This window comes from Bifidobacterium parmae (assembly GCF_002860365.1).
Lineage (GTDB): Bacteria > Actinomycetota > Actinomycetes > Actinomycetales > Bifidobacteriaceae > Bifidobacterium > Bifidobacterium parmae.
Genome location: NZ_NMWT01000028.1, coordinates 109,052 through 134,198 on the forward strand (window position 1 = coordinate 109,052; position 25,147 = coordinate 134,198).

The following is a 25,147-nucleotide window of genomic DNA, read 5'->3' on the forward strand; positions in this document are numbered from 1 at the left end:
CATACACCATGAACCATAATCACTCACATCCCAACGTCCCCGACATCTCGCGCGCCGTACCATATCCTACGCGACAACCGATATGACATTCCGATCCATAGCGTAAGGAGAGCATGACGACCACCTCATCGACCGTTTCATCGCCAGTCCAGTCGACTCCGTCGCCGGCGCTTGCGGACGACCGCGCGCGCGGCGTCGCCCGTTCCGCGCCGTTCGCCACGGCGGCGGCGTCCATCGCCTCGTTCCTCGTCGGCATGGACGTGCTCATCGTCAACGTGGCGCTGCCCACCATCAGCCGCGACCTCGGCGGCGACATGGCCGTCCAGCAGTGGGTGGTCGACGGCTACAGCCTCCTGTTCGCCGCGCTCCTCCTCCTGTGCGGCAACCTCGCCGACCGGTGGGGCGCCAGGCGCGTGTTCGTCTGCGGGGCCGCCCTGTTCGCCGCCGCGTCCCTGTTCAGCTCGTTCGCGTGGTCGATGGGCGCGCTCGTCCTCGGCCGATGCCTGCTCGGCGTCGCCTCCGCGCTGATCCTGCCCGCCTCCATGTCGCTCATCAACGAGACGAACCCCGATCCGAAACGACGCGCCTGGGCTCTCGCCCTGTGGGGCGCCGGCGGCGCGAGCGCATCCGCCGTGGGGCCGCTGCTCGGGGGGCTGCTCACACCCATCCATTGGAGTCTCGTGTTCGCGGTCAACGTGCCGTTCTGCCTGCTGGTCCTCGGCCTGTGCACGCGCGTCAATCCCTCGCCGCAGCGTGTCAGGAGGTTCGACTGGGTGGGGCAGACGCTCGCGCTGTCCGGTCTCGTCATCCTCATCGCCGGCGTCATCGAGATCGGCGCCCTCGGCGTCGCCTCGCCCCTCGCATGGGCGCTCGTCGGCGTCGGCATGGTCCTGCTCGTCGCGTTCGTCCGCTCCCAGGCGAAGGTGCGCGCGCCCATGATGCCGTTGAACCTGTTCCACGTGCGCGGCATGCAGGTCGCGCTGCTCATCGGGTTCGTCATGATCTTCAACTGGTACGGCATGGTGTTCATCTGCACGCTGTTCCTGCAGAACGGGCTCGGCATGGGCGCCTTCGCCGCCGGGCTCGTGTTCGTGCCGTCCGCGTTCGTCACCATCGCCGGCAACCTCGCCGGCGGGCGCATCATCACCGCGCGCGGATCGAAGTTCTCGATCACGCTGGGGCTCGCGATCATGATCGCCGGATTCCTGTTCGAATTCAGCTACCCGTCGCCCATACCCGTATGGGCGATCGCCACGGGGCTCAGCGTCGTCGGATTCGGCGCCGCCATCACCACGCCGGCGGCCGCGGGCGTGGTGCTCAAAAGCGTCGACCCGGCGCAGGCCGGCATCGCCTCAGCCATGTTCAACACGTTCCGCCAGGTCGGCGGCGCGGTCGGCGTGGCCGTGTTCGGCGTCATCGCCACGTTCCTGCCCTCGCTCACCCTGGCCCTGCGAGCCGTGTTCCTCGCCTCCGCGCTCCTGCTCGCCCTCATCCTCGCCTTCGAACTCCTGCGCTGGCGGGAACGCTGACGTGCGGCGGGGGCGCCGCATTGCGCCGCGTCAGCGGGAACCGTCGAGCAGCTCCATAAGGGCGGTCGGGGCGATGCAGATCTCCGGGAAGTGCTCGATGAGCCGCCGGTCCGATGTCACCACGTAACGGCTCCCCGCATGCTGCGCGGCGGCGATGATGAGATCGTCCTCGAAATCGTCGTGCCGTGTGCGAAGGGCGAGGGCCGCGTCGCACGTCTCCCGGCCGACGACCGCGACGTCGCATAGCGCACGGGCCTGCTCGACGCAATGCCATGGTATCCGCCGGATGAGCATGCGCATCGTCCCGTCCTCGAGCGGGGATCCCTCCGCACCCTCCTTGGACGGGGAGGGATCCTCTCCTGTATGCCGGACCGTCGCGAATTCCCGTCGAAGAGCCGCCTCGGTTACATAGGCGATGTCCTTCAACGACGTCGCCGCGCACCGCAGGACGACGTCATGCCGGACGCAGGCCTTGAGCATGGACGTCACCTGTTCGGACCCGTTCCGGCGCATGAGATGATCCAGCAGCACGTTGGTGTCGAGGAAGACATCGCGCGGCGGGTCCGGTGCGACGACATGTCCGGAGGGCCGGGTGTTTTCGATGGAAGCGGTGGGGTCCGACATCATTCGCTCCTCCCCATGGCGAGATAGTCGTCGAGCATCTGGTCGTACACGGCATCACGAATCCGCTTGGACGTCATACCGCCGAACGCGGATGCGAACGGGTCCGCGGACCCGCCGGCCATGCCGGCCGCCGCCAGCTCCCGTTGCAGGCACCCGGCGGAATCCTCGACGACCGTCATCCTCCGCCGGCGTTCCTCCTCGCGCGCCCGCTCCTCGGCCGAAGTCTCCAACCGGGGCACCTGACCGCGATCGGCGATATACGCCCACAGCGACCGGACCACGTCGCTCGCGGAAACGCCGCTCCCGCGCAGCACGGCATCGACGTCCTCCTTCAGCCGCGCGTCGATGCGCACGTTCAACTGCACCGTAGCCATGATGGTTCCTTCCATAGGCCGTATATTGCTATACAGTATAGCAGCATGTGGTGAGGGGGCTTCGGAGCGCTCATGCCCCGCGCCATACGTCATACAATGGCGTATGAGACCTGCATGATGAGTCATGCGCCCGCAGGAGGCGCGCAAGGAGGTTCGACGATGAGCAAGGGAATCGACGACATCAGGACGATAGCGAACGTGGGAACGGGCACGATGGGGCACGCCATCGCGCTCCAGTTCGCGCTCGCCGGATACGAGACGCGACTGGTCGGCCGCAGCGAGAAGTCGCTGGACCGTGCGACGGCGAACATCCGCAGGGACGCGACGGCGTTCGCCGACGCGGGACTGCTGAAGACGGGCGAGACCGTCGACGACGTGCTCACCCGCATCGCGCCGGTCGTCGGCTACGAGCAGGGAGTCGCCGGCGCGGACTTCGTCATCGAATCCGTGGCGGAGAACCTCGACGTCAAGAAATCCGTGTGGGCCGAGGTGGAACGGTTCGCGCCCGAGGACGCGATCTTCGCCACCAACACGTCCGGTCTGAGCCCCACCGCCATCGCCTCGGCGCTCGAACATCCGGAGCGTTTCGTCGTCGCCCACTTCTGGAACCCCGCACAGCTCATGCCGCTCGTCGAGGTCGTGCCGGGGGAGAAGACCTCATCGGACGTGGTCGACGTGACCTTCGACCTCATGACGCGCATCGGCAAGAAACCGGCCCGGCTCAACAAGGAATCACTCGGCTTCATCGGCAACCGTCTCCAGATGGCCGTGCTGCGCGAGGAGTTCCACATCATCCAGGAGGGCATCGCCGACGCCGCCACCGTGGACGACGTGATGAAGTACAGTCTCGGCCGGCGCTGGAACCTCGTCGGCCCGGTCGCCAGCATCGACCTGGGCGGGCTCGACGTGTTCTACAACATCAGCACCTACCTGTTCGACGACATGGACAACGGCACCGGACCGAGCCCGCTGCTCGCCGAGAAGGTCAAAGCCGGCGACCTCGGCGCGAAGACCGGCAGGGGATTCTTCTCCTGGCAGGGCGAGGACGGCAAACGAGTCATCGAACAACGCGACCAGGCGCTGCTGCGCGCCCTGAAGAACGACGCGGCGGCCTGAAATCCGTGCCGGATACTGTGCGGACTCGGTCGATTTGTGTTGTCCGGCATGAATCCATGCCGGACAACACAAAGTATGCGGGTTCTCCCGTTGCGTGGCGGTCTTTCTAGACGGAAGGGCGAAGTCCGCCGAGGATTCCGGTTTCGAAACGCAGCATCTCATCGATGGCCTTCCGCAGTTTTCCCTGGATGTCCTTGTCATCGGGAAGATCATCCACGTTCATGGCGTCCGTGGCGTCGATGTCCGTCGTGATCTTCTTCGGAGTGCGGTATTTGCTGTGGGGGCTGATGGGCTTGTTCTTGCCGCCGGCCACCCGCCGGACGTTCTCCATGAGGCGGATGATCCAGTCGGGTTGGCCCAATGGTCCGAGCTCGAGGTTGATGGTCGGCTTCAGCAACGGCGGATACACCCAGTAATGGTAGGTGTCGCTCGGATTGCCCCAGGTTCCCGGTCTGGTGCGGTCGTTGTGCAGGTACTCGTCCATGGCCTTGGTGTGGAACGACAGGTACTTGCCGGTGAAATCCATTGGCGAACAGTCGGCGATCAGGCCTTCTCGCCGATACTCGTTGAGCACTTCCAGATACAGGTTGCGCAGATGCCCCTCGACGCCGGACTGGTCGGAGCATCGTTCGTTGACGAGGTCGAAGACGTCTCGGTAGCGTGCGTACAGTTTCTTCGCGAGTTCGTCCAGTTCGTCATCGGCCATGATGTTCTCCTTCTTCAATACGTCGATATAATCCTCGATGCAGATGCAGGTACGTTCGTTGGCGTAGGGTTTCAGCGATTCGAGTATCCCGGCCAGGCCGGGATACGAGAATGTCATCCACGCGTCGGAATCATCGCACTCGTCCTCCGGGGGCTCATGCCCGTCCGGCGTCAGAAACACATACAGCCGGAATCTCTTATCCCCATATGCGCCCTCCACATAACGATGGTATTTGTCGAGCTGATGGTCGTGCAGTCCCGCGAACACCTTGTTCTCGAGACAGAGCGCCAAACGGTCGTCCCGAGTGCGGATCAGCAGATCGATGTTAGACTCCGATTCGCGTATCACATTCACGTCGGTCAGATCGTCCGCCGCGAGAGAGGCGAATCCTCGGTTCGGGTTCTCCTTGAAGAGTTCCGCGATTAGACGTCGCAGGAACAGATCCTCTAAGCCATGAGGATTGGAAGGATCCGCCAGCCATGCGATGAACGCGGAATGCCGGATCTCCGCATGGCCGAGATTCACCGCCTCGAATATGTTGGGACGGTTTAATCGTGAGTTCAACGCGAGGAAATCATCATCGGCGAGCATGCGCATCGCCTGCACCTCTATCTGTGTCGTCTCCATGTGTGTCCTTTCCTCTTTGAAAGTCCAAAACATGCCTATTGTAGCGCTACGGTTCAGTCGAAAAGTCATGCGGATGCCGAACGAGTACGCGGGGTCGTGCCGCCGACCTGCAAGTCGGCATTTGCGTTCGTCATGCGGACGCAAATGCCGACACAAGGCTGTGCGTCGCTAGCGTGAGCCCCATGGTCGTATGGGATTCGGAACAGTATCTGCGATTCGAAACGGAACGCACGCAGCCGTCACGCGATCTGGCGATGCAGCTGCCGCCGGACGACGGGACGGTCACGCGCCTCATCGACATCGGCTGCGGGCCGGGCAACAGCACCGCCGTGCTGCGCGAACGCTACCCGCACGCCTCGATCCTCGGCGTGGACAGCTCGCCCGAGATGATCGCCGCCGCCCGCCAAGCGCACCCCGACATCGACTTCGCCCTGTGCGACATGTCCAAGATGGACCAGATCGCCGCTCTGCCGCACGACTTCGACGTGGTCTTCTCCAACGCGTGCATCCAATGGGTGCCCGACCATGCGCGTCTCATCCCCGCGATGCTCGGACTGCTCCGGGAGGGCGGCACGCTCGCCGTGCAGACGCCCATGAACTACGAGGAGCCCATCCACCGCATCATCGGCGGACTCGTGCACTCCCCGGCGTACACGGACCGGCTCCCGCAGGCCCGCGAGTTCTTCAACCTGACACCGCCTGAATACTGGGAGCTGCTGCACGCGCACGCCGCGCGTTTCCGCATGTGGACCACCACCTACATGCACACGCTGCCCTCGCACGAGGCCATCATGGACTGGTACCGCGGCACCGGACTGCGCCCCTACCTGCAGGCGCTCGCCGACGACGCCGACCGCGCGGCCTTCGAGGGCGAGGTGCTTGCCCGCGTGCGCGAGGCGTATCCGACCCGGTCCGACGGCAGCATCATCTTCCCGTTCCCCCGGTTCTTCCTCACCGCCGTCAGGTGAGCCGGGAACGGCATCGACGCGAGCGATATTTCGAGAGGAAAGGGAGAACAGCATCATGGTCACTTCGAACAGGAGCCGCGTGGTCGTCGTCGGCACGGGCAGCGTCGGCGCCGCGGTGGCGAGCGCCATCGTCCAGCAGGGATTGTGCAACGAGCTCGTGCTCGTCAACCATCATCCGGAGAAGGCGGAGGGACTGGCCATGGACCTGGCCGACGGATCCGAATACCTCGGCAGGTTCGTGACGATCCGCGCCGGCGGCTGGGAGGACTGCCGTCGCGCCGACGTGGTCGTCGTCACCGCCGGCCCGAAACCGAAGCCGGGGGAGACGCGCATGCAGGAGCTCGGCGCCGCCATCGACATCGTCGACCCGATCCTGCGCCACATCAGGGATTCCGGATTCGACGGCATCCTCATCATGGTGTCGAACCCGGTCGACGTGCTCGGCTGGTTCGCGTGGAAACGCACCGGACTGCCCCGCGCGCAGGTGCTCGGCTCCGGCGCCGCGCTCGACACGTCGCGCATGAAGACGATCATCGGCGAGACCACGCGGCTCGACCCGCGTCTCGTCTCCGGCTACGTGATCGGCGAACACGGCGACAGCCAGTTCGTGCCCTGGTCCACGGTCTCGTTCATCGGCAAATCGTTCGCGCAGTACCTGGAGGACAACCGTTCGCGCTATCCGGGCGTCACGCTCGCCGGCATCGAGGAGGAGACGCGCCGTCGCGGCCTCGACATCAAGGGCCTGCGCGGCGGCACCAGCTACGGCATCGCCGCCACCGTCGCGGGACTCGTGCGCATGATCCTGTGGAACGAGCGCGGCGTCGTATCCGTGTCCACGCTCATCGACGGCGAATACGAGTACGGCGAGCGCGACGTGTTCCTCTCCCTGCCCGTCGCGCTCGACGGCGACGGCGTGGGCGACTTCGTCGACCTGCACCTGAGCGACGAGGAGCTCGCGAGGTTCCATAGGTCCGCCGCCGTGGTGCGCGACCACTGCCGGCTCATCGCCGACCGTCTGTAGGCCGCTCGCGGCGGACGTCCACCGCGGATCCCGCTCAACGGGCGGCGTCGCGGGCGGCGATGCGCTCGCGGAACCCGGTCCCGTCGGCCTCGGTGATCGGGCGGAGCACGCGCGCCGGATTGCCGACGGCGACCACGCCGGCCGGGAGGTCCTTGGTGACCACGCTGCCGGCGCCGATTACCGAGCCGCGTCCGATGGTCACGCCGCCGAGCACGGTCACGTGGCCGCCCAGCCATACGCCGTCCTCGATGCGAATCGGTTTCGCCTGGCATGCGCCCGCCTTGCGCTCCTCGAAGTCGAGCGCATGGTTGGTGGCGAACAGGCCGACCATCGGCGCGATCCACACGTAGTCGCCGATCGTGATCGGCGCGTTGTCGAGCATCACGCAGTCGAAGTTGATGTAGGCGTGCGAGCCGATCGTGATGTTGCGGCCCATCTCGCAGCGGAAGTTCGGTTCGATGAACACGTCCTCGCCGACCGAGGCGAACAGCTGCTCCATGATCTCGCGGCGCTTCGCCACGTCCTCGTAGTCGGTGCGGTTGTAGGCGACGAACAGACGCTTCGCCTCCGCGCGCTTGCGTTCGATCTCCGGATGGGAGTCCTCGTAGACCTCGCCGCCCACCATGCGCTCCCATTCGACGCGCCCCTCCGGCGTGAGATCCGCGGTGACGTCGTAATTGTTGCCCTGCGCGTCCTTGGTCATGCCCCTGAAGCTCCTTCGCTCGGTTTTACGTACGTTCGTACATCATAGCGCGTTGATGCGCATCCGCCCGGCCCGCCCGCGGCATGTGCCGGTCCGCCGGCCGGTAGAATCGTCGCATGGATCTCAAGGCATGGAAGCGTTGGACGGACTGGCCGCTGATGGCGTTGTCCGTCGTGTTCCTCGTCGCCTACTCGTGGGAGATCCTCGCCGGCACGCACATCCTCCTGTGCGAGACCGTCATCAACGCGATCTGGATCCTGTTCGTCATCGACTACGCCGTGTCGCTATGGCTCGCCGAAGACCGATGGCGATGGTTCACACGCAACCTGTTCGCCCTCGCGACCATCGCCCTGCCCATGCTCAGACCGTTGCGCCTGCTGCGCCTGCTCACCGTGCTGCACGTGCTCAACCGCACCTCCGGCATGGCGGTGCGCGGACGCATCGCCGTCTACGCGTTCGGCGCCGTCGGCATGCTCATGTACGTGGGCGCGCTCGCCGTCTATTCGGTGGAGCGCGGGGAGCCGGGCGCGACGATCGACGGGTTCGGCACGGCCCTGTGGTGGGCGTTCGTCACCGTCACCACCGTCGGCTATGGCGACGTGTCGCCGGTCACGTTCGAAGGCAAGCTCATCGCCGTGGCGTTGATGTTCGCCGGCATCGCATTGATTGGCATCGTCACCGCCACGCTCGCCTCGTGGATCGTCGACCAGGTCAACTTCGAGGCGCACCGGCGCGAAACGGCAGGACGGAAGGCCGACGAGACGCGCGCGGCGGCTTCGGCGGCGGACTCCGCCGAGGAGCTGCGCGCGCTGCGCGAGCAGGTGCGCGAGCTCGCCGCGTCCGTCGCCGCCCTGCGCGAGGAGCTCGCGTCGCGCGAACGGCGACGATGAGTCATGATGGCGCCATGCCATGCCGCCATGCCGATCAGCGCGCCTGACAGCCGGTGTGATAGCGGTCGGCGGTGGCCACGCCGTGGAGCATGAGATCGGTCATCACGTCCGCCAGCTCGTCGTCGGACACATCCATGCCGGCAAGCACCCACTGGTCCACCACTTCGCACAACGCGCCCGCCCAGAACGCGGCGGCGTAACGCGGGCCGGTCTCGAGGCGGTGCGCGCCGCGGTTCAGACTCACGCGCATCCGCTCGCGGATACGCGCACCCTGACCGGCCTGCAGGATCAGCCGGTACTGCGGCGCGATGCGGCGCACGCCGGCGAGCAGCGCCAGCCACGCCTCGCGCGTCTGCGTCATCGGATCGTACCGCAGCATACGACGGTTGATCTCCTCGAAGACCGTGTTCAGGAACCCGTCGAGAATCGCCTCCTTCGACGCGTAGTTGCGGTAGTAGGCGTTGCGGGAGACCCCGGCGCGCCGCGCGATGTCGGTGACGGTGATCGCGGCGAACGGCTTCGACTCCATCAACCGGATGAGCGCGCCCTCGATGCACCCGCGCACGAACAGGTTCGACTCCTCGTTGTTGCGGTGCAGCGTGGCCAGCCTGCGGTCGGCGGCGCGATCGTCGCCGCGTGGGGCGGATCGTGAATCGGATGAAGCCGGGCGGATGTCGCGTTCCATGTCACAGTTCCTTGATCTCTGTCACCGCCGTGCCCGCACGGCTTGCGCGCCCCGGGCGACGGCGCCTACCGTCGATGATGTCACACTTGTACCATCATAACCGGAAGGCATACGATCACCATGCGCAACCCGCGACCCGATACGACGAACCCCAGGAAGACCATCCTCGTCACCGGAGCATCCAGCGGCATCGGCAGACAGACCGCGCTCGCGCTCGCGGAACAGGGGCACACGGTCATCATGCACGGCCGCGATCCGCACAAGACGCGGGACGTGCGCGACTGGATCGTCGCGCGGACCGGCAACCGGGACGTCCACGCCCACGTCGCCGACCTGTCGCTGATGGGCGAGGTCGCCCGGTTCGCTGCCGAGATCGACGCGACCTACGACCGGCTCGACGTGCTCGTCAACAACGCCGGCGGACAGTTCGGCTCCACGCGCGGGACCACCGCCGAAGGCCATGAGCGGACGTTCGCCATCAACACACTCGCGCCGTTCCTGCTGACGAACCTGCTCCTGCCGAAACTGGAGGAAAGCCCGTCCGCACGGGTCGTCACCGTCGCCAGCGAATCGTACCGTCAGGCCGGCCGTCCGATCCTCGACGACATCGAACTGGAGCGGAACTATTCGATGGTGCGCGCCTACGGCTTCTCGAAACTGTACGTCTGGTGGCTCATGCGACGGTTCGACGCGAAGCTCAAGGCTGCCGGCGTGCGCAACGTCGCCGTGAACACGGTGGAGCCCGGGTCGGCGGCGACCTCGCTGCAACGCGAATCGCTCCGCTCCACGCCGTGGATGCTGCCGTTGCTCGTGCTGTGGCTGCCGTTCATCCGCACGGCGCGGTATGGCGCGCGCACGAGCGTGCTCATGGCCTCCTCGCCGGACGTCGAAGGGGTGAGCGGCGAATTCTGGGGCGGGATGCGACGCAAGCGCATCAACGCCAAGTGGATCTCGGATGAGGGCGAGCGCCGCATCTGGGAATACTGCGAACGGGCGTGCGCCCCGTATCTGCGCGACACGGCCCTGTGACGCGGCATGCTTCGGCGGCGTGTGGACGTCGCGTCGCCTGAACGGATGGGAAGGGCCGGTCTCCCTGTCGACGGGGAGACCGGCCCTTCATGGTCTTTTTGCGGCGGACCCGGACGTCACTTGGTCAGGAACGCCTTGTAATCCTCGACGGCCTTGGCCAGCGCCTCGTCGGTGATGCCGAAGGAGGCGAAGGTGACGAACGGCTTGACCCACGTGGCGTTGATGTGGTTGGCCGTGCCCTCGAACGGGACGAGCACCTGGTCGATGGTGAACTTGTTGTCGCCCTCCGGCTGGTACTTCGACTCCGGGGAGCCGGTGGAAACGGCGACCGCGAACTCCTTGCCCTCGAACGCGTGGCCTTCGGCGCCGTACGCCCAGCCGTGCTCGAGCACCTCGTCCTCCCATTCCTTGAGCAGGGCGGGGGAGGAGAACCAGAACAGCGGGAACTGGAACACGACGCGGTCGGCGGCCTCGACCGCCGCCTGCTCGGCCTTCACGTCGATCCTGCCGTCAGGGTAGAGCGCGTACTCGTCGCGCACGGTCACGTTGTCCAGCTCGCCGGCGGCCTCGGCGAGCGCCTTGTTGACGTGGGACTGGCCGTTCAGGGACGGGTGGAACACGAGGACCAGCGTCTTCTTCATATGATGTCTCCTTGTTGTGTGGTCTCGTCTCGTCTCGATATGGAATATCTCGAAACGAGAGATTTTTCATTCGGCACCATCTTCGCAGAAGATGCGGCGTCCCGTCGCCGACTACGTTCTCGGCGAACAGCGGACGGCGGCCGACGAAGCGCATCGATCCGAGACGGATTTCGACGGCAGGGGGAGTCGGGTGCATCAGACATGCGTGCTCAGCGTGATGCGTTGCGCTTCGCTATACGCGCCTCCGTGTCCCTGACACGTCCGAGCGCCTGCGTGAGGAACTCGGGGTCGGCTTCGGAGAAGCCATGCGCAAACCCGGTGTCGAGGAACACGTCGGCCATCCGTTTGGCGAGATATGGGGTGAGGATGATGCCTCCCATCGCCAGCACGTTCGCGTCATTGATGACGCGCGACAGGCGTGCGGTCTCGATGCTCTCGCATAGGGCGGCGTACACCCCGGTGAATTTGTTCGCCACGATGTCGACGCCCATGCCTGTGCCGCAGAAGACGAATCCGCGTTCGAACTCGCCGGAGGAGACGCGTTCCCCTACGGCCTCGCCGACGGAGAAGTAGTCGTCGGGGGCGTCGGGGGTGAGGTCGGTCACCGCGATGCCGTGACTCGTGAGGTGTTCCTTCACGATGTCTTTCAGGTCGTAGCCGAGCGGGTCGGCGGCCATCACCACTCGCGTGACGTGTCGTTCGTTGTCCATCATGGATGCTCCTTTGTGTACCGTGTGTATTGGTTTCGTCGTGATGACGAGCGCCAGACTAAAACCTTGAGTTGGCTCAAGGTCAAATATTGTGTATGCCGAGAGCGAACAGGGTTCTTGAGCGCGCGGCAACGTGTCGTACGGCGTGAAGGACGTCCGGAGGATGAAGAGGAGGATTCATGGGATATTCGATCGGTCAGGTATCGCGCAGGACCGGATTGTCCGAACACACGCTGCGCTACTACGACAGGGAGGGCCTGCTGCCGGGCGTGGCGCGTACCGGCTCCGGCAGGCGATGCTTCGATGATGATGACGTCGAGCTGCTCGATCTCATCGAATGCCTCAAGTCGACCGGCATGAGCCCGGCCGAGATCGGGGACTTCGTGGATATGACGACGAAAGGCGATGCCACGCTTGCGGATAGGCTCGCGGTCTTCAGGCGCCAACGTGCCGTGGTCGAACGCCAGATCGAGGATTTGCGCCGCCGCTGGACGAAACTCGACTACAAGGTCCGCTATTTCGAGGCGGCGGTGAAGGCCGGTTCGGAATCATTGATCGAGGGCGACTGCGATCATCCAGAGCGCCCGATCCGCGTCATCGCGGACCGACTGGCCTGATGGGGTCGATACGTTCGTGATGCCGATGAACGTCGCGGTTCCCGCTTTCGTGATCGTTACCGGAGAAGGACCTGCAGGTAATCCCGGGCGGCTGCGGCGAGCTCCTCGTCGGAGAGTTCCATCGACTCGAATATGACGAACGGCTCGCGCCTGTGTCGTCGGATGTCACAGACGCGAGCCGCCGACCTCACCACGGCAGCGGTTCGCCGTCGCGGAAGAAACCGCCGGTCGGGCCGTCGTCGGGCAGGGTCGCCGCCCATGTCACGCTTTTCGCGCTGACCTCGACCGGTCGACCGAACATGCCCGAGCCATACGTGTCGGTGATGTCCGGGCAGACCGCGTTGACGAGGATATGATCGGCGGCGAGCTCCTTCGCGGTCTTGATGGTCAGCCCGTTGAGCGCGAGCTTGGAGATGCCGTAGCCGGAGGCGGGAATGCCCATCGAACCGCGCAGGAACCCGTACCGCGGGTCGCCGTACGAGCCGGCGCCGCTGGACACGTTGACGATGCGGCCGTGCTCCGACCTGCGCAGAAGCGGGATGAATCTCTGCGTGACGATCCACGTGCCGATGACGTTCGTGTCGAGCACGGCGCGCATCTCGGCGATGTCCTGCCGCTCGACGGATGCGCCGGCGCGCATGGAGGCCGCGTTGTTGACGAGTACGTCGAGCCGGCCGAACCTGCGGTCGACCTCCGCGGCGGCCGCGGCGACGGAGGCTTCGTCGGTGGTGTCCATCACCACGTGGCCGGCGGAGATCCCCTCGTCGGCGAGCTCCTGCGCGAGCCGCGCGGTCTCCGGCCTCCGTGCGGCGAGGATGACGTGGTATCCGGCCTCGCCGAGCTGGCGGGCGGTCTCGTAGCCGAGGCCGCCCTTGCGGCCGGAACCGGTGATGAGCGCGATCTGCATGATGATGTCCTTCCTTTCCTCCGGTCCGCCGGTCGTCCCTCAGAACGTGCGGCCGAGTTCGCGCGCCTTGTCGAGGTACGGGGTGCCGGCGACCTGGCCGGGCGCGAACACGCCGGCGGCGAGCACCGAACCCTTGATCTTCCAGCCGAGGCTTTCGCCGAAGCACATCTCGTAGTAGCCGAGCACGTTCTTGGCGAGCACCTCCTCGGGGCTGGCGCCGGCGGCCAGCAGGGCCGATTCCTTGCCGGCGAGGTCGTCGTGCGCGTCGAACGGCAGGCGGTCCATCATCGCCTTGATCTGCGCGGAGAACTGCATCCAGTACGTCGGCGTGGCGATGACGATGCCGTCGGCCGCCTTCATGGCGTCCATCACCTCGGTCATGTCGTCGGCCGGCTGGTCGTAGCCGGTGAACGGGGCGATGTCCATGTCGGCGAGCGTGAGCTTGGTCGCGGTGTTGCCGGCCGCCTCGACGCCTTCGATGAAGGCGTCGGCGAGCATGTCGGCGTTGCCGCCCTTGGTGGGGCTGCCCTGGATGACGAGGATGTTCTTGGCCATGATGGTGTCCTTTCGGTTCGGTGTCCGTCGCCTTTCGGCGGTCTTCGTCACGGGGACGTGCCGTCCTCCGCGCTTCGATAAGGACAGTATGCACGAGTACATATACTTTTCGTTCTTAGAATAAAAAACTGATTTTTGGAATACGGCGACGATGTAGGATGGGGGACCATGAGCGAGCATGTTGCACACGGGCACGCCGGCACCCCCGGGCCGGCCACGACGACCGCATCCGGAGGGAAGGGCGGCGCGGGCGTCACCGCCCCCGACTGCGCCATCGGCTACGCGTTCAAGGCGATCGAAGGCAAATGGAAGCTGCCGGTCATGTACGTGCTGTCCACGCACGGTTCCGCCCGGTACAACGAGATCAAACGTGAACTCGGCATCACCAACATGATGCTCACCAACACGCTGCGCGACCTCGAGGCGTACGGCCTCGTCAGCCGCACCCAATACAACGAGGTGCCGCCGCGCGTCGAATACGCGCTCACCGACAACGGCTACGCCATCATCCCCGCGTTGAGGGAATTCGAGAAATGGGGGCAGCTCCTGCTCGACGGCGCAGGCGCCGCCGACCGCGGCGAAGCCGAGGGCTGACCCGCATACGTGGCATGTCCGCACCCGGTGGGCATGATATGCCACGTATGTCTCAATATCTTTTGGAAGAAGCAATAGAAGAAGAAACAATCGAAAACATCATCGAAGACGCGTCCGCCCCGTCCGAACGCGGGTGGAAGCGCCGCGCCGCATTGCTGCTCACCGGCCAGGCGTTCTCGCTGCTCGGATCCAGCGTCGTCCAGTTCGCCATCTGGTGGTGGATCGTATTGCAGACCCGCACCGGTTCGGCCATGTTGCTGGCCACCCTGTTCGGCGTCCTGCCGCAGGCGCTCGTCTCCATATTCGGCGGGCCGATGGCCGACCGGTACAACCGCAAGGCGCTGATCATCCTGCCCGATCTCGTCATCGCCGCCGTGACCGTGATGCTGTCCATCGCATTCGCGACCGGTTGGGCCAGCCTGTCGCTGATCTTCGTGGCGCTGCTCATCCGTTCAGCCGGTGGCGGCATCCAACAACCCGCAGTGCAGTCGTTCATCCCGGACGTCGTCCCGGAGAAGGGGCTCCTGCGCGTCAACTCGATCTTCGGCGTCATCGACTCGGCGAACCGCATCGCGGCGCCGGCGATCGCCGCCGTGCTCGTCAACGTGGCGCCGCTGTGGTCGATCCTGCTGGTCGACGTGACCACCGCGGTCATCGGCGTCGGCTTCGTCGCCCTGATCCGCGTGCCGGCGAAGCGCGGAACGGCGACGGCCGACGGCGACGCGACCACCATGGCGCAGACGGGGCAGACGTCGGAACCGCTGCCGCTCGCCGTGCTGCGCCACACGTTCGCCGACCTCAGGGCCGGTTTCGCCTACACGATGCGCCACCCGTACCTGAAGGGCGCGGTCTTGGGCGATGCGCTCACCTGTCTCATGTCGGTCGCGCCGATGAACCTGACCCTGCTGCTCATGACCCGCGAATACGATGGGATGAACCTCGATCTGGGGTTCGTGAACCTCACGACCGCATCGGACAAGCTCGCCGCCAACGAGTTGGGGATGAGCGTCGGCCTGCTGCTCGGCGGTGCGGTCATGTCCGCGATCGGCCCCAGGCTGCTGGGCGACGCGCTCGCCCAAGTGCGTGCGATCGCGGCCGGCATCGCCATGGTCGGTCTCACCGTCGTCGGCCTCGGCCTCGCGCCGAACCTGCTCGCCTATCTGGTCATCGACGTGTTGAACGGCGTCGCCTCCGCGGTCTGCGTCGGCCCGATGCGCACGGTCATGCAGTCCGAATCGGACGAGTCGATGACCGGACGCGTCTTCGGACTCGACACCACGCTTTCCACGCTCGGCATGCCATTGGGCATGCTCGTGTTCGCGCCGCTCGCCGACATGATCCCGATCGTGTGGGTGTTCGTCGCCGGCGGCCTGCTCACCCTGCCCGTCGCATGGTACGTGCTCGTGCTGTCCCGCCGAAGCGTTCCCGGAAAGCAGCGACCCGTCGCGGCGTGAACGGGGGCGTGCGACCGCTCATCGGACGTCGAGCCGGCGGGCGGTCGCACGTGTCGCCATCGCATACGAGACGACGGCGATCGGCATGGTGGCCGTCAGCGCCGGATAGAACCATGCCGCGTCAAGGTTCGCGTACAGCCATCCGCCGATGATCGGCCCCAACGCCATGCCCAGGTCGAGGCCGATGTAGTAGGTGCCGTTGCCGCGCCCTCCGTGGCCGGAGCCGGCCAGACGCACGGCGGCGGACTGGCTGACGGAGCTCATGACGCCGTAGGACGCCGCCATGGCGATGGCGGCCACGGACATCATGCCGTCGCCGTGCATGAGCGCGAGCGCGCCGAGCGAACCCATCATGCACGCTGAGCACAACCAGAGGAACCAGCGGAACGGACGTGCGTCGAACAGGTTCCGCATCGCGACGCGCAGCACCAGCAACGCCGCCGCGTACAACGGGAAGAACAGGCCGACGTCCACCGGCAGGTGCCGCGCCTCCACGATGGTGACGATGTACGACTGCGTGGCGCAGTAGGGGATGGCGAACAGCATGAACGTGAACGCGACCGGAACCACGCGCACCGAAATGGCACGTTCGAGGAATCCGCGGACGCCGTCGACGGACGGCTGCACGTGCGACGGCACGGATGTCCGTTCCGCCGTCGGGTCGGCCATGCGTCGTGCGCCGCCGTCGCGGACGCACATCACCAGTATGAGCGCGACGGCCATCCCGGCGGCGGCGACCGCGAATGCCGCCCGGTATCCGAGAGCCGACCGCAGGCGGATGCCGGCGGCGGGGCCGAGCGCCATGGCCAGCGCGTTGACCATGCCGTAGTATCCCATGCCCTTGCCGATATGGGCCAGGGGGATCAGCACGGTCAGCCACGCCGCGAGGCAGACGGACAGCAAAGAGAATCCGACGCCGTTGGCGATTCGCGCGGCAAGGAGCGTCACGGCGTTCGGGGCGACCGCATAACCGGCGTTCGCGGCCGCCAGCAGCATTAGCGAGCAGGCCGCGAACCGGCGCAGCGGGGCATGGTCGCTGAACCGTCCCGCCCATGGGCGGCAGAACAGGGAGACGATGTTCATCGTTCCCGCGATCATGCCGGCGAACTCGCCACCCACTCCCAAGGTGTGCGCGTATCCGACGATCAGTGTGGTGCCCATCATCGTGCCCGACATGTAGAAGAACGCGGCCGCCATGATGAGCAGGATCGAGGAGGTCATGAACCCACCGCCGCCTCGGGTGCCGTTTGATTGTCGTTTCCCTGTCGTCGCACTCATGATGGGCTCCCTTCGCCATGCCTCCCGCGTGTCGGATCCTTGTCCGACGGGCGGTTCCGATACCGCATTGTATGGTCGCCGACGGCGTGCCGGATCCGCTTTCCGAAGTCCCGTATGACGTGGGTACGCTCTTCTGGTTATAACTGGTGTGGAAAACACGGGAATAGGCACACGGCAGTGAATGGAGGCGGCATGTACGACCGACGGCTGGACGCCATCATCGCCGCCGCGGAATGCGGCAGCTTCAACCGGGCCGCGCGACGGCTGCACCTATCGGCGACCGCCGTGATCAAACAGGTAGCCGGATTCGAACATGACCATGGACTGACGCTGTTCGCACGCACCGGCAACGGCGTGACGCCGACCGCGTCGGGCCTTGCGCTGATCGAGGACGCACGCATCCTGATCGGGGAGAGCGGTCGCGCGCTGCGTCACGCTCGCTCGCTGGAGCGTTCCGCGGAGGAGACGATCAGACTTGCGGTCTCCGTGCTTCGCCCGGCGACCCCGTTGCTCGAACTGTGGCCGCACGCCTCGGCATGGTTGGAGAACCGGGGCCGCAGGGTGGGACTGGAACTGGTGTCGTTGTCCGACGAGCCGGGTGGGTACATGGCCGAACTCGACCGGCTCGGCGAAACCGTGGACGTGGCGGCCAGCGGCTACTCGCCAAGCCGGCCGCGGCACGGGTGCGCCGTGCTCGGATTGGGCGAGTATCCGCTGCGCATGGGCGTGCCCCTGTCCAATCCGCTGTCGGTCCGTTCCGGCGGCGCGTTGAGGCTGGACGATCTGGAGGGGCAGCGCATCCGCATCCCCGAACCCGGCGACAACGACGCGATGGACAAGGCGCGCGCCCTGCTGTCTGCGGTCCCGGGCGTCACGCTGGTCGACATGCGACAGTACACATTCGACGAATTCAACGCGTGCGCCGCCAACGGCGACCTGATCCTCGCCCGCACGTTCGGCACCGGCATCCATCCGATGATCCGGCCCATGCCTGTGGACTGGGATCTGACCATTCCATATGGGCTGATGTATCCGGAGCATCCGTCGCCGGCGACCGCCGCGTTCGTGGACGCCGTCGGCCACGTGCGGTGAAGCCGCGTGGCCGATCAGTCGGTGAGGAACGCCTGATACCGTCGTCCGGCTTCGGCCAACGCCTCGTCGGACAGTTCCATGGATTCGAAGACGACGAACGGTTCACGCCACACGGCGTGCGTGTAGCGGGCCATCATCCGGTAGGGGGAGAGCACCTCGCGCATCGTGGCGCCGCCATCCAGCTCCACGTATTCGGATTCCGGACCACCGGCAGTGGTGGCGACCGCGATCTCCTTGCCCCGCAACGCCTCGCCGCCCGGGCCGTACGCCCAGCCGAACGCCAGCACCTTGTCCTCCCACTCCTTGAGCAGGGCGGGCGCCGAATACCAGTACATGGGGAACTGCAGCACGATGCGGTCATGCGACTCGACGAGCCGCTGTTCGGCGGCCACGTCGATCGCGCCGCCTGGGTACAGCGCATACACATCGCGCACGGTCACGGCGTCGGCCGGCAGTTCGCGCGCCGCCCGGACCAGCGCCTTGTTGGCGTGTGATGCGCCTTCGAGATCGGGATGGAACACCAGGACCAAAGTCCTCATGATGGACACCTCCAACGGTTGATGGTCGAATGAACGTCTCCGCCGATGATACCGGGATTTCGCACATCACGGCGGCTCCTTCGGACTATGGTGGCCACTGGCGACCGAGTGTCCGATAGGACACAGGCGATGCGTCGACATTCTCGCAACCCGAATAAGACGCACTTTTCTTTACTTAACCCATAAAAACGGAAGCCGCAAGCACTGCTAATACTTGCGGCCCTTGTCCCTTGCGGGTTGGGCGTACATCATAAGACGTGCGCCAACCTCAACCAAGGGAGATAATACCATGAATGGCTATGGTTTCGCATGGTCGCATCCTGACGGACACGGCCACGTGTTCCTGATTCTAGTCGAGCATGCTTGGCTGGAAGTCTACGTGGATGGTGCGGGAATGCTGACGCTGAACGTGAGATAGCACACGCGGCCCGGCCTTGTGCCGGGCTGTCCCCCTTGGTTGCGCACTTGATAGAATCGACCCACCAATGTAGGTGAGGTGGGTCAATGGGATTAAGGGAATTGCGACAAAAGCGAGGACTGGATATACAGACGCTGGCCGATAAAGCCGGCATGGATCGGGCACAGCTTAGCCGATATGAGAACGGTAAGAAGCCCCTGCGCAATATGACGCTGGGAACAGCGCTTGATTTGTGTGACGCGTTGCGTGTAGCTAATCCTCGCAAGTTGCTGGAGGACACTAGTCCGAAAGAAAACACTGACGATAGTCAGGTGTGAGCCCTATCCGCGTGGCGTGGCCGTGCGCCCTGAAATATCGCGGCCACCCTCACCCGCCGTCACAAGTGGGTAAGGGACTATAGTGTGTTCCAAGGTGGACGGGATACGCTGGATATCATCGAGTTTAGGAGGTGGTTGCTATGGCGACTATCGCTATGGAGCGGCGGGCGCGGCGTTTCGCGGCGGCTCGTCTTCGCAAGGTGGCGAGACTGTCCGAGGCGGCTAGCCTTGGTTCGGAACTGCCTACGGGCGTCCGCGTGTATCGGTCGAAGGCTGATTTTATGGCGTCGATTCGTGCGGTTGCGGATAAAGTGGACGCGGAAAAGGCGGCGGCGCGTGTTTGAGTTCGCGGGCACCGACTGGTTTTATGCGGACTTGGAGCGGTTGCGACGTTACCGTGCATACCTGTTTGATTCCGTCGTTGACCTGATCAACAATCATCTTGCGGAATACGGTGGAGTTCCGGTTGAATGCGAGCCTCACCGTTTGACGCATGGCAATGGTTGCCTTACTGGGTACATGGAATGTCACGTGGAAGACGATGTGCTGTTGGTCTATCGCGTGGTCGGCTTGCGTGTTCTGCTTGTTCGCATCTGCACTCATTGGGAGCTGTACACGTGCCGGTTTGATTCCGACACATGGCCTGATCCCGAGCGTGAGGCGGCGGAAAAAGCCGCGCGTGATATGACGGACGGCAAGATAGAAGCTGCTTTGTTCGACTGACCGTTCTCCTATCGGCGTGCCGTGGCCTGATCGCGGCACGCCGATTTCTATTGCCCGGACACGGTCGCCGAACCGGGATTGAGATTTCATATGTCATACGTGGCCACTGTCGACCGCTATGCCCGCCACATCATGCCGATGTGGGGGATGCCGTCCTCGAGGAACTCGTCCGAGACCTGCGTGAAGCCGAGACTCTCGTACAATCCGCGCGCGTAGGTCTGCGCCTCGATATGCACCATGTCCGCGTGCATGCGTTCCCGCGCCACCCGGAGCCCCTCGCGCACGATGCGCGTGCCCAACCCCTGTCGGCGACGGGTCGCCAGCACGCGCCCGATCGACGCCTCCGGGAATGTGACGCCCGGATCGATCACACGGCAATACGCGGCGATGCCGTCCCCGTCATGCAGGAACACGTGCCAGCAGCGCCGGTCCGCCCCGTCCACCTCCTGGTAGGCGCACCGCTGCTCCACCACGAACACCGCCACGCGCACCCGATAGATCTCATAAAGCTCCGCCGCGCTCAACTCCTCGAACCGTTTCACCGTCAACTGCATGCATGCCATCGTATAGGCCGGTCAGGAACGCGAACCCCATGCCCGCCACGCATGACCGGACATCGAACGACGCTATTGGCCGACATGATGAGGATGCGGTGTAATACGGAATAGAAGCTGCATGCGGTCCAAGACCCGTGGCACGCAGCCATGACCTTCACGGAAAGGAACCATCATGGGCAAGCGAATGCTCGTCACCTATTTCTCCGCCACCGGTACCACGCGCGGCGTGGCTGAACGTCTCGCGCACGCCATCGGCGCGGATCTCAAGGAGATGCGACCGGCCCAGCCGTACACGGTCGCCGACATCGACTGGCGCGACGCCTCCAGCCGCTCCAGCGTGGAGCACAGGAACCGCGACATGCGCCCGGCGCTCGCCGGACCGATCGACATCAGCGGCTACGACGTGGTGTTCGTCGGTTACCCGCTGTGGTGGGAGACCGCGCCGCGCGTGGTGCGCACGTTCCTCGAAAGCGAGGACTGGGCGGGCAGGACCATCGTGACGTTCGCCACGTCCGGTTCCAGCACGCGCGGCGCCGACGGCGTGCAATTGCATGACTCCGCGCCCGCCGCCCGTTGGGTCGCGGGCCGCCGCGTCGCCGCCTCCGAAAGCGAGGACAAGCTCGCCAAGTGGGTCGACGGCCTGGACCTGTGAACCGGATCAGTCGCGCACGGTGAAGCCGGCGTCGGCGATGACAGGGGAGCAATCGTGAGTCTCCGGTATGACGATGTCGCGTAATGACGTGCAACGGCCGGCTATGGGCATATCCATAGCCGGCCGTTGCATATTTCCCAAACGTCGGTTTCCCAGACGTCAATGGTTGGTGAGCGCCTCCTGCGTGGGCTGGTAGCGGGCGCCTTCGATGTGGATGGCGTCGAGATGCCTGCGGATATCGGCGAGCTCGTCGGATGTGAACGTGACGGCCGCGCCGCCCAGGTTCTGGCGCAGACGGTCCACATGCTTGGTACCGGGGATCGGCGCGATCCACGGCTTCTGCGCGAGCAGCCAGCCGAGCGCGATCTGTGCGGGCGCCACGCCTTTGGCCCGCGCCAGCGACTCGACGTACTCGCTCATCGCGATGTTGTGCGCCATGTGTTCGGGGGAGAAGCGGGGGATGCGGCTGCGGTAGTCGTCGGCGGCGAACCGGGTGGACGCGTCGAACCGTCCGGCCAGCATCGCCTTGCCGAGCGGGCTGAACGGCACCAGGCCGATGCCCAGTTCCTCCAACGTGGGGATCAGCTCCTCCTCGGGTTTCCTCCACCACATCGAATACTCGTTCTGCACGGCCGTGACCGGCGTCACCGCATGCGCCCGGCGCACGGTCGCGGGAGCCACCTCCGACAGTCCCCAGTGCAGGATCTTGCCTTCGGCCATGAGCTCGCCCATCACGCCGGCCACATCCTCGATCGGCACCTTCGTATCGACGCGATGCTGATAGTAGAGGTCGATGTGGTCGGTGCGCAGACGCTTCAACGATTCCTCGACCGCCTTGCGGATCGTTGCGGGGCGGGAGTCGGTCTGCTGCACGCGGCCCGAGGAATCCAACCGCGCCTCACCCTCATCCTCACCGAACCCGCCGTGCAGGGCGAAACCGAACTTGGTGGCGATGACCACATCATCACGGAACGGCTCCAACGCCTCGCCCACCAGCTCCTCGTTCGCGAACGGGCCGTACACCTCGGCGGTGTCGAAGAACCGTTCGCCCATCTCGTAGGCGGCGCGGATCACGCGGATCGACTCGTCGTGCGGCAGGAACGGCGGCCAGCTCATCGTGAACCCCATGCAGCCCAAGCCGATCGCCGAGACCTCAAGAGCCGCCGGGCCCGTGCCGAGCGTGCGCTTCGGCAGGTCGACCGGCGTGATGTCGCCGTACTCATCATTGATGGACATATGCGTTTCCTTTCCCTGTATTTCCTTTGGGCGATTCCGGGTTGTCCGTCCCCGGGCCGTATATCGCGTCGCGGCGCCGGACCCGTCACACGTGCCCGATGACCTTGGCCGGCACCCCGGCGACGATCGCCCCCGCCGGCACGTCATGCGTGACGACCGCCCCGGCACCGACGATCGCGCCGTCGCCGATCGTCACGTCCTGCAGCACGATAGCCCCGGCACCGATCCACACGTGTTCACCGATATGGATGGGCTTCGAAACGGTCACCGCCCGCCGCATCGGATCGCGCATATGGTTGATGGTGATGAGCTGCACGTTCGGCCCCAGAAACGAACCGTCCCCGATCGCAATGCCGCCACGGTCCATCAGCGTGCACCCCCAGTTGACGAACACGTCCCGGCCCACCTCGATGTTCCGGCCGAAATCCGTGTAGAACGGCGGATTCAAACGGAACGACGAATCCACCGGATGACCGACGATACGCTCGAACATCGCGTGAATCTCATCCGCCTCGTGATAACCACCCGTATTGAGCTCCACGCACAGCCGCTTCGTCTCATTGATGATCGCGCCGATGACGGCATACCCCGGTTCGGCGGGGTCGACGGGCTCGCCGTTCCTGTCTCGTGCGAGGATATCGGTCGCGATGTCGATGTCGGTCATGCTCAAGGTCCTTTCCGAAGTCGGTCCCCATTGAACCGCGTACGAAGCGAACCCTCCAATAGTGTCGTTCGATACACCGCCATGTCCGACAGGTATGGAATGCACCCGCATGAGGCCGCATGCCCGCAGTGTGAAAGCACGCGCAAGGGGGCGTTCGAACGCAGAAGCCGACAACACTCCGGGCCAGACGACGAACGTGCTTGGTTCAGAACCATTAGTGCATGATTCGCAGGCCAACGTGCACGGTTTCGCGGCCAACGTGCGCAATCCAGGCCATAACCTGCAGCCCGACGACATGAACCTGCACGGTAATGCGCTGAAGACCGTCGAACAAGAGATAATCCAAGACCGCCAAAAGCCCGGAATGCCGCCACATCCCGTTCCGTCGCCCCGCACGGGGCGACACCTCTTCAGAACCCCACCCCACAGATCCGACTCCGGTTCCTGCAGGCTCACCCCGAAACCATGCACAAACACGTCCGGACCATACACATAAACCCCCCGAACCATACAAGTCACACGACGAACCGCAGATACGTGCGGTCATCGAACGATTCCAACCCCGCCGTGAACCCCTTCGTACTCCGATACTCGCCGATAAGCCTCGGATCCTCACGACGCAGACGCTCCAACTCCGCCTCCGACCCCGCCAACGTCGGACGCAACAACGGATACCCATCCGACGCAAGCACCACCTCGGTACCCGGCTCCACCGGCACGACACGAACCGGATACCCCGGATCGGTGAACCCATCGAACACGAAATACCCATACTCGCCACGACGATTCGCGAACTCCGACTGCAACCGCAGGAACGGCATGATCATGTCACGCGCCGAATCAGCAGAAACCGGCGCATCCTCACGCTCGGCATCCTCCGCCCGCAATGCCAACGCCCGCGCGGCGAACGAACGCAACTCCCCAAGCAACTCGTCCACACGCTTCAACGTCGGCGTCTGCACCCCATCCACCATGACCTGACAATCACCGAACAGCCACACCTCACGCCGAAACACGCTATAGACCACCACATTCGCCTGAAGACGCTCCCACGGCTCCACCTCGAACACACGCGACGACACACCGCCATGAGCGGCCACGAACCGCGCATACTCGCTACGAAGCACCCCATCAAGAGCCCGCTGCGCCTCACGCATCGAAGCATCACGCGGCAAACCCGCGACCGCGCTCGCCAGCAGGTCCTTCGCGACCACGCCGCCACTAGGTTTCCACAGGTGCCGTACGCTTTTGCCGGTCACCCCGTCCACCACGGCGGCGTAATCCTCCGTGACGACGAGACCGTCCTCGTTCAACGACTGGTCGGCATGCTTGCCCCGGCAGAACCGTTCGATGATGCGCATATCTCCACCATACGCCCGAGGCATGGCCGTGCATGGGCGGACGCTATTGGCGGAAACACGATGAAGGTCATGTAATGGATACCGACAACGACAAGGAAGGACGGAACATCATGGAGAACCCGAGCGCATTCCCTCTTGGAGAACCGAACGACGCGTACGCGCGGTACTTCGAGGGGCAGAGCTACCTCGCGCCCCTCGCCGGCGACGACCAGGTCAACGTCGCGAACGTGACCTTCGAACCCGGCTGCACGAACCACTGGCATGTCCACCATGGCGTGTGCCAGATCCTGCTCGCCGTGGGCGGCCGCGGCTACTACCAGATCGAAGGCCAGGAGCCCGTGGAGCTCAAGCCCGGCGACGTGGCCTACATCCCGCCGGAGACCAAGCACTGGCATGGCGCGGCCCCCACCGAGGCGTTCGCGCACATCGCCATCATGCCGAAGAAGGAGGGCGCGAGCAACGAATGGCTCGAACCGGTCGACGAGGAGACCTACCGCAGCCTCGCCTGAGTCCTGACCGAATAGAGCGGAGCCCCGTGTCCGGCCGAGACATCATCCGGC

General features: G+C 65.1%; 30 protein-coding genes. 15 read left to right on the plus strand and 15 right to left on the minus strand.

Annotated elements, in window-relative coordinates; genetic code table 11:
• The first annotated feature begins 113 nt into the window (after nucleotides 1–113).
• Entirely contained in the window at nucleotides 114–1,529 is a 1,416-nt protein-coding gene (locus Uis4E_RS09615; RefSeq protein ID WP_101622939.1) for an MFS transporter, read from the plus strand.
• A 30-nt stretch (nucleotides 1,530–1,559) separates the two neighbouring features.
• Here the strand turns inward: Uis4E_RS09615 and Uis4E_RS09620 are convergent, their stop codons facing one another.
• Together Uis4E_RS09620 and Uis4E_RS09625 are read right to left on the minus strand one after the other, a co-directional pair.
• A complete protein-coding gene (locus Uis4E_RS09620) occupies nucleotides 1,560–2,156 on the minus strand; it encodes a PIN domain-containing protein (RefSeq protein ID WP_165784947.1) in 597 nt (198 codons plus the stop codon).
• The gene (locus tag Uis4E_RS09625; RefSeq protein ID WP_101622941.1) at nucleotides 2,153–2,527 is read right to left on the minus strand and encodes a type II toxin-antitoxin system RelB/DinJ family antitoxin; all 375 of its coding nucleotides are present in this window, start codon (nucleotides 2,525–2,527) and stop codon (nucleotides 2,153–2,155) included. The genes Uis4E_RS09620 and Uis4E_RS09625 overlap by 4 nt, the downstream gene beginning before the upstream one ends.
• Before the next feature lie 159 nt (nucleotides 2,528–2,686).
• Here Uis4E_RS09625 and Uis4E_RS09630 point away from each other — a divergent pair, with 159 nt between their 5' ends.
• A complete protein-coding gene (locus Uis4E_RS09630; RefSeq protein ID WP_101622942.1) occupies nucleotides 2,687–3,643 on the plus strand; it encodes a 3-hydroxyacyl-CoA dehydrogenase family protein in 957 nt (318 codons plus the stop codon).
• A 106-nt stretch (nucleotides 3,644–3,749) separates the two neighbouring features.
• On the opposite strand, the gene Uis4E_RS09635 is transcribed toward Uis4E_RS09630, so the two are convergent.
• Nucleotides 3,750–5,045, minus strand: a complete 1,296-nt coding sequence (locus Uis4E_RS09635; protein ID WP_133125448.1) for a PDDEXK-like family protein — start codon at nucleotides 5,043–5,045, stop codon at nucleotides 3,750–3,752.
• 113 nt (nucleotides 5,046–5,158) lie between these two features.
• Here Uis4E_RS09635 and Uis4E_RS09640 point away from each other — a divergent pair, with 113 nt between their 5' ends.
• Both Uis4E_RS09640 and Uis4E_RS09645 read left to right on the plus strand, forming a co-directional pair.
• Nucleotides 5,159–5,944, plus strand: coding sequence for a methyltransferase domain-containing protein (locus Uis4E_RS09640; protein ID WP_101622944.1), 786 nt, complete (start codon nucleotides 5,159–5,161; stop codon nucleotides 5,942–5,944).
• 55 nt (nucleotides 5,945–5,999) lie between these two features.
• Nucleotides 6,000–6,965, plus strand: a complete 966-nt coding sequence (locus tag Uis4E_RS09645) for an L-lactate dehydrogenase (RefSeq protein WP_101622945.1) — start codon at nucleotides 6,000–6,002, stop codon at nucleotides 6,963–6,965.
• A 34-nt stretch (nucleotides 6,966–6,999) separates the two neighbouring features.
• Here Uis4E_RS09645 and Uis4E_RS09650 read toward each other — a convergent pair whose 3' ends face one another.
• On the minus strand, nucleotides 7,000–7,668 hold the full coding sequence (locus Uis4E_RS09650; protein WP_207764575.1) for a sugar O-acetyltransferase: 669 nt from the start codon (nucleotides 7,666–7,668) through the stop codon (nucleotides 7,000–7,002).
• Nucleotides 7,669–7,784: 116 nt separating this feature from the next.
• Here Uis4E_RS09650 and Uis4E_RS09655 point away from each other — a divergent pair, with 116 nt between their 5' ends.
• Entirely contained in the window at nucleotides 7,785–8,558 is a 774-nt protein-coding gene (locus Uis4E_RS09655) for a potassium channel family protein (RefSeq protein WP_165784948.1), read from the plus strand.
• A gap of 34 nt (nucleotides 8,559–8,592) precedes the next feature.
• On the opposite strand, the gene Uis4E_RS09660 is transcribed toward Uis4E_RS09655, so the two are convergent.
• Nucleotides 8,593–9,243: a TetR/AcrR family transcriptional regulator gene (locus tag Uis4E_RS09660; protein WP_101622946.1), complete on the minus strand. Its 651-nt coding sequence runs from the start codon at nucleotides 9,241–9,243 to the stop codon at nucleotides 8,593–8,595.
• A 120-nt stretch (nucleotides 9,244–9,363) separates the two neighbouring features.
• Here Uis4E_RS09660 and Uis4E_RS09665 point away from each other — a divergent pair, with 120 nt between their 5' ends.
• Entirely contained in the window at nucleotides 9,364–10,272 is a 909-nt protein-coding gene (locus Uis4E_RS09665) for an SDR family NAD(P)-dependent oxidoreductase (protein ID WP_101622947.1), read from the plus strand.
• Nucleotides 10,273–10,388: 116 nt separating this feature from the next.
• Here Uis4E_RS09665 and Uis4E_RS09670 read toward each other — a convergent pair whose 3' ends face one another.
• Together Uis4E_RS09670 and Uis4E_RS09675 are read right to left on the minus strand one after the other, a co-directional pair.
• Entirely contained in the window at nucleotides 10,389–10,913 is a 525-nt protein-coding gene (locus Uis4E_RS09670; protein WP_101622948.1) for an NAD(P)H-dependent oxidoreductase, read from the minus strand.
• Between the two features lie 209 nt (nucleotides 10,914–11,122).
• Nucleotides 11,123–11,626, minus strand: a complete 504-nt coding sequence (locus Uis4E_RS09675) for an RpiB/LacA/LacB family sugar-phosphate isomerase (protein WP_207764576.1) — start codon at nucleotides 11,624–11,626, stop codon at nucleotides 11,123–11,125.
• 176 nt (nucleotides 11,627–11,802) lie between these two features.
• On the opposite strand from Uis4E_RS09675, the gene Uis4E_RS09680 reads away from it, so the two are divergent.
• A complete protein-coding gene (locus tag Uis4E_RS09680) occupies nucleotides 11,803–12,240 on the plus strand; it encodes a MerR family transcriptional regulator (protein ID WP_101622949.1) in 438 nt (145 codons plus the stop codon).
• Between the two features lie 187 nt (nucleotides 12,241–12,427).
• Here Uis4E_RS09680 and Uis4E_RS09685 read toward each other — a convergent pair whose 3' ends face one another.
• Both Uis4E_RS09685 and Uis4E_RS09690 read right to left on the minus strand, forming a co-directional pair.
• A complete protein-coding gene (locus Uis4E_RS09685) occupies nucleotides 12,428–13,147 on the minus strand; it encodes an SDR family NAD(P)-dependent oxidoreductase (RefSeq protein WP_101622950.1) in 720 nt (239 codons plus the stop codon).
• 39 nt (nucleotides 13,148–13,186) lie between these two features.
• The gene (locus Uis4E_RS09690) at nucleotides 13,187–13,702 is read right to left on the minus strand and encodes a flavodoxin family protein (RefSeq protein ID WP_165784949.1); all 516 of its coding nucleotides are present in this window, start codon (nucleotides 13,700–13,702) and stop codon (nucleotides 13,187–13,189) included.
• A gap of 168 nt (nucleotides 13,703–13,870) precedes the next feature.
• Here Uis4E_RS09690 and Uis4E_RS09695 point away from each other — a divergent pair, with 168 nt between their 5' ends.
• The gene (locus Uis4E_RS09695) at nucleotides 13,871–14,296 is read left to right on the plus strand and encodes a winged helix-turn-helix transcriptional regulator (protein ID WP_101623135.1); all 426 of its coding nucleotides are present in this window, start codon (nucleotides 13,871–13,873) and stop codon (nucleotides 14,294–14,296) included.
• Between the two features lie 62 nt (nucleotides 14,297–14,358).
• Complete coding sequence (locus Uis4E_RS09700; protein WP_423734934.1) at nucleotides 14,359–15,750, plus strand: MFS transporter; 1,392 nt, start codon at nucleotides 14,359–14,361, stop codon at nucleotides 15,748–15,750.
• A gap of 18 nt (nucleotides 15,751–15,768) precedes the next feature.
• On the opposite strand, the gene Uis4E_RS09705 is transcribed toward Uis4E_RS09700, so the two are convergent.
• Nucleotides 15,769–16,971 (minus strand): MFS transporter, encoded by a 1,203-nt coding sequence (locus Uis4E_RS09705; RefSeq protein WP_165784950.1) that lies wholly within the window; start codon nucleotides 16,969–16,971, stop codon nucleotides 15,769–15,771.
• 249 nt (nucleotides 16,972–17,220) lie between these two features.
• On the opposite strand from Uis4E_RS09705, the gene Uis4E_RS09710 reads away from it, so the two are divergent.
• Nucleotides 17,221–18,120 (plus strand): LysR family transcriptional regulator, encoded by a 900-nt coding sequence (locus Uis4E_RS09710; RefSeq protein WP_165784951.1) that lies wholly within the window; start codon nucleotides 17,221–17,223, stop codon nucleotides 18,118–18,120.
• A gap of 14 nt (nucleotides 18,121–18,134) precedes the next feature.
• Here the strand turns inward: Uis4E_RS09710 and Uis4E_RS09715 are convergent, their stop codons facing one another.
• Nucleotides 18,135–18,659 carry an NAD(P)H-dependent oxidoreductase gene (locus Uis4E_RS09715; RefSeq protein ID WP_101622955.1) on the minus strand — a complete coding sequence of 175 codons (525 nt, stop codon included), beginning with the start codon at nucleotides 18,657–18,659 and terminating at the stop codon, nucleotides 18,135–18,137.
• Nucleotides 18,660–19,163: 504 nt separating this feature from the next.
• On the opposite strand from Uis4E_RS09715, the gene Uis4E_RS09720 reads away from it, so the two are divergent.
• The 3 genes from Uis4E_RS09720 (at nucleotide 19,164) to Uis4E_RS11970 (ending at nucleotide 20,117) form a co-directional block, all read left to right on the plus strand.
• Nucleotides 19,164–19,394 (plus strand): helix-turn-helix domain-containing protein, encoded by a 231-nt coding sequence (locus tag Uis4E_RS09720; protein WP_101622956.1) that lies wholly within the window; start codon nucleotides 19,164–19,166, stop codon nucleotides 19,392–19,394.
• A 140-nt stretch (nucleotides 19,395–19,534) separates the two neighbouring features.
• Nucleotides 19,535–19,738 carry a hypothetical protein gene (locus tag Uis4E_RS11965; protein ID WP_165784952.1) on the plus strand — a complete coding sequence of 68 codons (204 nt, stop codon included), beginning with the start codon at nucleotides 19,535–19,537 and terminating at the stop codon, nucleotides 19,736–19,738.
• Nucleotides 19,731–20,117, plus strand: coding sequence for a type II toxin-antitoxin system YafQ family toxin (locus Uis4E_RS11970; protein ID WP_165784953.1), 387 nt, complete (start codon nucleotides 19,731–19,733; stop codon nucleotides 20,115–20,117). The genes Uis4E_RS11965 and Uis4E_RS11970 overlap by 8 nt, the downstream gene beginning before the upstream one ends.
• A gap of 116 nt (nucleotides 20,118–20,233) precedes the next feature.
• Here Uis4E_RS11970 and Uis4E_RS09730 read toward each other — a convergent pair whose 3' ends face one another.
• A complete protein-coding gene (locus tag Uis4E_RS09730) occupies nucleotides 20,234–20,671 on the minus strand; it encodes a GNAT family N-acetyltransferase (protein ID WP_101622958.1) in 438 nt (145 codons plus the stop codon).
• Nucleotides 20,672–20,846: 175 nt separating this feature from the next.
• On the opposite strand from Uis4E_RS09730, the gene Uis4E_RS09735 reads away from it, so the two are divergent.
• Nucleotides 20,847–21,326: a flavodoxin gene (locus tag Uis4E_RS09735; RefSeq protein WP_101622959.1), complete on the plus strand. Its 480-nt coding sequence runs from the start codon at nucleotides 20,847–20,849 to the stop codon at nucleotides 21,324–21,326.
• Nucleotides 21,327–21,485: 159 nt separating this feature from the next.
• Here Uis4E_RS09735 and Uis4E_RS09740 read toward each other — a convergent pair whose 3' ends face one another.
• From Uis4E_RS09740 to Uis4E_RS09750, 3 genes are all read right to left on the minus strand, one after another.
• The gene (locus Uis4E_RS09740; RefSeq protein WP_207764577.1) at nucleotides 21,486–22,562 is read right to left on the minus strand and encodes an aldo/keto reductase; all 1,077 of its coding nucleotides are present in this window, start codon (nucleotides 22,560–22,562) and stop codon (nucleotides 21,486–21,488) included.
• Nucleotides 22,563–22,647: 85 nt separating this feature from the next.
• Nucleotides 22,648–23,226 carry a sugar O-acetyltransferase gene (locus tag Uis4E_RS09745; RefSeq protein ID WP_101622960.1) on the minus strand — a complete coding sequence of 193 codons (579 nt, stop codon included), beginning with the start codon at nucleotides 23,224–23,226 and terminating at the stop codon, nucleotides 22,648–22,650.
• A gap of 515 nt (nucleotides 23,227–23,741) precedes the next feature.
• Nucleotides 23,742–24,587: a hypothetical protein gene (locus Uis4E_RS09750; protein WP_101622961.1), complete on the minus strand. Its 846-nt coding sequence runs from the start codon at nucleotides 24,585–24,587 to the stop codon at nucleotides 23,742–23,744.
• A 110-nt stretch (nucleotides 24,588–24,697) separates the two neighbouring features.
• On the opposite strand from Uis4E_RS09750, the gene Uis4E_RS09755 reads away from it, so the two are divergent.
• Nucleotides 24,698–25,096, plus strand: a complete 399-nt coding sequence (locus tag Uis4E_RS09755) for a cupin domain-containing protein (RefSeq protein ID WP_101623137.1) — start codon at nucleotides 24,698–24,700, stop codon at nucleotides 25,094–25,096.
• The last annotated feature ends 51 nt before the right edge of the window (nucleotides 25,097–25,147 follow it).

Coding starts and splice junctions, on each gene's coding strand:
- Uis4E_RS09715 (WP_101622955.1), bottom strand. CDS start 18,659: ATGAGGACTTTGGTCCTGGTGTTCCATCCCGATCTCGAAGGCGCATCA.
- Uis4E_RS09625 (WP_101622941.1), bottom strand. CDS start 2,527: ATGGCTACGGTGCAGTTGAACGTGCGCATCGACGCGCGGCTGAAGGAG.
- Uis4E_RS09650 (WP_207764575.1), bottom strand. CDS start 7,668: ATGACCAAGGACGCGCAGGGCAACAATTACGACGTCACCGCGGATCTC.
- Uis4E_RS09720 (WP_101622956.1), top strand. CDS start 19,164: ATGGGATTAAGGGAATTGCGACAAAAGCGAGGACTGGATATACAGACG.
- Uis4E_RS09735 (WP_101622959.1), top strand. CDS start 20,847: ATGGGCAAGCGAATGCTCGTCACCTATTTCTCCGCCACCGGTACCACG.
- Uis4E_RS09730 (WP_101622958.1), bottom strand. CDS start 20,671: ATGCAGTTGACGGTGAAACGGTTCGAGGAGTTGAGCGCGGCGGAGCTT.
- Uis4E_RS09745 (WP_101622960.1), bottom strand. CDS start 23,226: ATGACCGACATCGACATCGCGACCGATATCCTCGCACGAGACAGGAAC.
- Uis4E_RS09755 (WP_101623137.1), top strand. CDS start 24,698: ATGGAGAACCCGAGCGCATTCCCTCTTGGAGAACCGAACGACGCGTAC.
- Uis4E_RS09635 (WP_133125448.1), bottom strand. CDS start 5,045: ATGACTTTTCGACTGAACCGTAGCGCTACAATAGGCATGTTTTGGACT.
- Uis4E_RS11965 (WP_165784952.1), top strand. CDS start 19,535: ATGGCGACTATCGCTATGGAGCGGCGGGCGCGGCGTTTCGCGGCGGCT.
- Uis4E_RS09680 (WP_101622949.1), top strand. CDS start 11,803: ATGGGATATTCGATCGGTCAGGTATCGCGCAGGACCGGATTGTCCGAA.
- Uis4E_RS09710 (WP_165784951.1), top strand. CDS start 17,221: ATGTACGACCGACGGCTGGACGCCATCATCGCCGCCGCGGAATGCGGC.
- Uis4E_RS09630 (WP_101622942.1), top strand. CDS start 2,687: ATGAGCAAGGGAATCGACGACATCAGGACGATAGCGAACGTGGGAACG.
- Uis4E_RS09615 (WP_101622939.1), top strand. CDS start 114: ATGACGACCACCTCATCGACCGTTTCATCGCCAGTCCAGTCGACTCCG.
- Uis4E_RS09655 (WP_165784948.1), top strand. CDS start 7,785: ATGGATCTCAAGGCATGGAAGCGTTGGACGGACTGGCCGCTGATGGCG.
- Uis4E_RS09660 (WP_101622946.1), bottom strand. CDS start 9,243: ATGGAACGCGACATCCGCCCGGCTTCATCCGATTCACGATCCGCCCCA.
- Uis4E_RS09620 (WP_165784947.1), bottom strand. CDS start 2,156: ATGATGTCGGACCCCACCGCTTCCATCGAAAACACCCGGCCCTCCGGA.
- Uis4E_RS09705 (WP_165784950.1), bottom strand. CDS start 16,971: ATGACCTCCTCGATCCTGCTCATCATGGCGGCCGCGTTCTTCTACATG.
- Uis4E_RS09675 (WP_207764576.1), bottom strand. CDS start 11,626: ATGATGGACAACGAACGACACGTCACGCGAGTGGTGATGGCCGCCGAC.
- Uis4E_RS09740 (WP_207764577.1), bottom strand. CDS start 22,562: ATGTCCATCAATGATGAGTACGGCGACATCACGCCGGTCGACCTGCCG.
- Uis4E_RS09665 (WP_101622947.1), top strand. CDS start 9,364: ATGCGCAACCCGCGACCCGATACGACGAACCCCAGGAAGACCATCCTC.
- Uis4E_RS09640 (WP_101622944.1), top strand. CDS start 5,159: ATGGTCGTATGGGATTCGGAACAGTATCTGCGATTCGAAACGGAACGC.
- Uis4E_RS09670 (WP_101622948.1), bottom strand. CDS start 10,913: ATGAAGAAGACGCTGGTCCTCGTGTTCCACCCGTCCCTGAACGGCCAG.
- Uis4E_RS09690 (WP_165784949.1), bottom strand. CDS start 13,702: ATGGCCAAGAACATCCTCGTCATCCAGGGCAGCCCCACCAAGGGCGGC.
- Uis4E_RS09750 (WP_101622961.1), bottom strand. CDS start 24,587: ATGCGCATCATCGAACGGTTCTGCCGGGGCAAGCATGCCGACCAGTCG.
- Uis4E_RS09645 (WP_101622945.1), top strand. CDS start 6,000: ATGGTCACTTCGAACAGGAGCCGCGTGGTCGTCGTCGGCACGGGCAGC.
- Uis4E_RS09695 (WP_101623135.1), top strand. CDS start 13,871: ATGAGCGAGCATGTTGCACACGGGCACGCCGGCACCCCCGGGCCGGCC.
- Uis4E_RS09685 (WP_101622950.1), bottom strand. CDS start 13,147: ATGCAGATCGCGCTCATCACCGGTTCCGGCCGCAAGGGCGGCCTCGGC.